The 4,003-nt window shown below is 60.1% G+C and carries 4 protein-coding genes; all 4 read right to left on the reverse strand.

Annotated features, from left to right (window positions below):
• Positions 1-248: SDR family NAD(P)-dependent oxidoreductase (locus PPP56_RS13210; protein ID WP_353564521.1), on the reverse strand; the 248-nt coding region annotated here is incomplete at its 3' end.
• A 51-nt stretch (positions 249-299) separates the two neighbouring features.
• Complete coding sequence (locus PPP56_RS13215; RefSeq protein ID WP_353564522.1) at positions 300-1,754, reverse strand: glycoside hydrolase family 13 protein; 1,455 nt, start codon at positions 1,752-1,754, stop codon at positions 300-302.
• A 93-nt stretch (positions 1,755-1,847) separates the two neighbouring features.
• Positions 1,848-2,864 (reverse strand): VOC family protein, encoded by a 1,017-nt coding sequence (locus tag PPP56_RS13220; protein WP_353564523.1) that lies wholly within the window; start codon positions 2,862-2,864, stop codon positions 1,848-1,850.
• Between the two features lie 231 nt (positions 2,865-3,095).
• Positions 3,096-3,545: a hotdog fold thioesterase gene (locus tag PPP56_RS13225; protein ID WP_353564524.1), complete on the reverse strand. Its 450-nt coding sequence runs from the start codon at positions 3,543-3,545 to the stop codon at positions 3,096-3,098.
• Between the last annotated feature and the right edge of the window lie 458 nt (positions 3,546-4,003).

Below are 4,003 nucleotides of genomic sequence, written 5' to 3' on the forward strand. Positions count from 1 at the left end.
CCAGCGATGGCGAGGACAGCATCGGGTGGGGCCAGCGACTCCGATAGCCCTGCAAAGGCCTGCCGGGCGTCGTCGATGTCGGTTAGATCTGCACGGCCGAGGTGGGCATCGGGATAGGTGTCGCGCATCGACGCGAGGGCATCTGCGTCGTAGTCGAGTAACCCGAGCTGCCAGCCGGCGTCAGCAAAGGCGCGGGCTGCAGCAGATCCAATGGCGCCAGCGGCGCCGGTAATCGCAACAGTAGGCATGAGAAGAACAGGGTGGCTGTGAAGAAGACGGTGGAAGGCGGTTGGCAGCCGCTATGCAGATGAGCGGGGCCCGATCCAGACGGCTGCGCTGTGTTCGGGAAGCTGCACGGTAGGGTCGGAGCTGCGCAGTGGTGCCGAGCGGTCGGCCGGCCACACCGGCGTGTACGTGGAGGCACTCAGGTCCAGCGCAGGAATCGTTACGGTCGACAGCGTGCCAGCAGTGTTAAAGGCAATGATGGCTTCGTTGGAGTCGGTGCTTCGGCGAAATACGGCCTGCCGATCGGTAGCTTGAATCGCTGATACAGAGCCTGTGCGCAGCACCGGATGGTTGTTACGCAGTGCAGTAGCCTGCTGGTAGAACGAAAGAAGGCTGTCATTCCAGCGCGCCTCGTCGCTCCACGGGAAGGCCTCGCGGCAGTACGGGTCGCCTGCGCTGCTCATGCCAATCTCGTCGCCGTAGTAGATACAAGGGGCACCGGGCATAGTCATCTGAAAGAGCACGGCGAGCTTCATCGCGGCCACGTTGTTGCCCAGGGTATGCAGGATACGAGGGGTGTCGTGGCTGTCGAGAACGTTAAGTTGGGCCTGCTGAATGGATTCAGGATAGCGCGTGAACACGCTCATCACTTCGCGGGTGAACTCTGTGCCCGTGCGTGGCGCAAAGTCGAAGTGTTCGTGATCAAACCCGCGCAGGGTGTTGGGCGCCACGAATCCAAACAGCGAATCGGTAAGCGGATAGTTCATCACCCCGTCGAACTGGTCGCCCTGCAGCCAGCGGTCGGCGGGGGTCCATATCTCTCCGCAGATGTACGCATCGGGGTCTGTGGACTTTACCCTGTCGCGAAACGTGCGCCAGAAGTCGTCATCGTCGATCTCGTTTGGCACGTCGAGGCGCCAGCCGTCAACGCCCTGTTCGATCCAGTGCGTGGCCACATCAAGGATAAACGCACGCACGGGCGGGTGGTCAGTGTTGAGCTTTGGAAGCGCCCGGAGCCCGGCCCATGCATCGTAATTGGCCGGTGCGCTGTCGTTGTACGGGCGCAGCGGTGTATCGTGCAGGTGGAACCAGTCGGTATAGGGCGAGTCGGCACCGTTTTCGAGGACGTGATGGAACGGCCAGAACCCGCGGCTGGCGTGGTTGAACACGCCGTCGAGCACCACCCGGATGTCACGCTGATGCGCTGCATCGAGAAGCGTGTGCAGCGCTTCGTTTCCCCCAAGAAGGGGGTCGACCGTGTAGTAGTCGTAGGTGTGGTAGCGATGATTGGCCGCTGAGGCAAAAATCGGATTCAGGTAGAGCGCCGTTACGCCCAGCTCCTGCAGATAGTCGAGGTGCTGTACGATGCCGTAGAGGTCGCCTCCTTGAAAGCCCTGCGCCTCAGGCGGGTGGCCCCAGGGTTTCAGGGTGACGGTGTCGTGCGCATCCACCTGACCACTTCGTGCAAAGCGATCGGGAAAGATCTGGTAGAAAACGGCGTTCTTAACCCAGTCGGGCGTTGTAGGCATGCGTTGCTTGGAGAGCGTGGAGGGAGAACGCTGAAGCGCGAAGATACGCGCAAAGGGTGGTGTAAAGGTATAATGAGGCGTATTCCGCCGAGATTAAGCCGTAGGAGGATTCACGCCAGCATTTGGGGCGGGTGGGTTGCTGAGTACGGTGCGGTCGAGTGCAGGCAGCGTATCGGCGAGCCGGTGAGAGTCGACTTGATCGGGCAGCCGAAGCGTTGCGCCGAGCGTCTCATAAGGTTCGTCAACGGTAAATCCGGGTCCATCGGTTGCAATCTCAAACAGGATGCCCGCTGTGTGGGTTGGACTACGAAAGTAGATTGACTTGAAATAGACACGGTCGCGCACCGGGCTGACCTCGAGGCCTTCGCTCAGCAGATACTCGCGCCAGGCGCGCTGGGCATCTGCATCAGAGACGCGAAAGGCGACATGGTGTACGACGCCGGGCCCGTTGTATCCGTTGTTCGGGGGGACGCGGCGCGAGAGGTCGACATAGCAGCCGGGAGGCGTGCGCGGCGATTGGAGCGAGCGCTGTGTTGGGGCTTGCAGGCGACGCATCCCCTTGTGCTCGGCTACAACAGACCAGCCAAACACGTCAGTAAAAAACGCAGTGGTGGCGTCTATGTCTGGGGTCGGAAGCGTGATGCTGTGCAGGCCTCGAAGTACGTTATGCGACTCGAAGGGCTGTGCCGGTATCCACGGCGTGGTCGTCCCATCGGTCGACGGGACAATGCCGAGGGAGAGCAGGTCGTGCGCCTGGAAGCGGATAACCGGGTCGCCAAATCGATGGGTACACACAGGCGTGTAGCCAAGCTCGCTAAGACGGCTGCGCCAGAACGAGATCGCTTCGGGACGCGTCGCAAACAGGACCGGAGATGCCGTGCCCCGTCCGGTCTGTCCTGGCAGCGAGCGTGGCCAGGCAAAGACAGTCAGGAGCGTCCCCGGACTTCCCTTTGCATCGCCGAAGTACAGATGGTGCGTGGTAGGATCATCCAGGTTCACGGTTGCCTTAACCATGCGCAGCCCAAGGATGCCAGCATAGAAATCGATACTGGACTGTGCCATACCAGTAACAGCGGTAATATGATGAAGACCGGCAAGAGGGGCAGGCATAGGCAGAGATAAGGTTAGCAGAAAGGGTAGATCAAATCTACAGAGACGTATGGGTGAAATAGAGACACGTTACAGGAGACGCCATATTGTGCGTAGTGATACTGTGCGTAGTGATACTGTGTATGGTGATGCGCGCTCTGGATGCGCGATGCCAGCATCCCGTTGCAGCCTCCTATTGCGAGGCACAGATGCGGGCTTCCCTCTGTATACATGTACGCTGTGCGGGCAACCTCAGTGCGGGGCTGCTGGAGGAGCCTCCGACGTTGAGGCGTCGGTCGAAGATCGTTTGATAGGTACAACAGCAAGTGTACAACGACTTGCGCAGACAAGGCGGTCCGACGCGTCACGGATTTTTACGTCCCATACCTGCGTGGTGCGCCCGACATGCAGCGGCTTTGCCACGGCATACACGTCGCCACTGGATACGGCACGCACGTGGTTGGCGTTGATCTCAACGCCGACAGCGGTGTAGTCAGTAGGCGCAGCCAGGTAGCCGCCCACGCTGGCTGCGCTCTCTGCCAGCACCACGCTCACGCCGCCGTGCAACTGTCCAAACGGCTGGTGGTGATCGGGCGTGACGGGCATGGTTGCCTCGACGCGATCGGCCGCTGTATGGGTAAAGGTGATGCCAAGGAGCGCAGCGGCACCGCCCATAGAAGAAGGAAGCGGCTTGTCAGGCATGGAGCTAAGAACGTCAAGAGGAAAGCGATGGCAGAACGCACATGTAGAATAGCCGTGCCGTCGGTGACGTGCAAGCGCGGCTGAGAGACGGGAGAGAATGCGCGCTGTAGAGTCCGATGGTAGCACTAAGTGGCAGCACTAAAAAGAGAAAGGGATGCCTTCAGAAAGAAGACACCCCTTGTTTCATGGTGATAGGTGTAGGCTTCATGGCAGGTAATCGTCCGGGTGTGCGCGAAACAAAGCCGCAACGCGACTTCTGAAAACCTGCTCGGGTTTCGGTTTGCAGCCCAGCGGAGCCGCTCGCAGCGCCCCGACTGCAGGGAGGACTTACTCCTGGGGTGCCCAAATTAAGAAATCAAGGTAGTGGATAAACGCTAAATGATAGGGGGTCAAGCACCGCAGTTTTGTCTTGTTCGAACCCCCTCTCCCTACGGGTTTCTCCCCCTTAGTCAAGGGGG

The organism is Longimonas sp. (assembly GCF_040409695.1).
Classification (GTDB): domain Bacteria; phylum Bacteroidota; class Rhodothermia; order Rhodothermales; family Salinibacteraceae; genus Longimonas.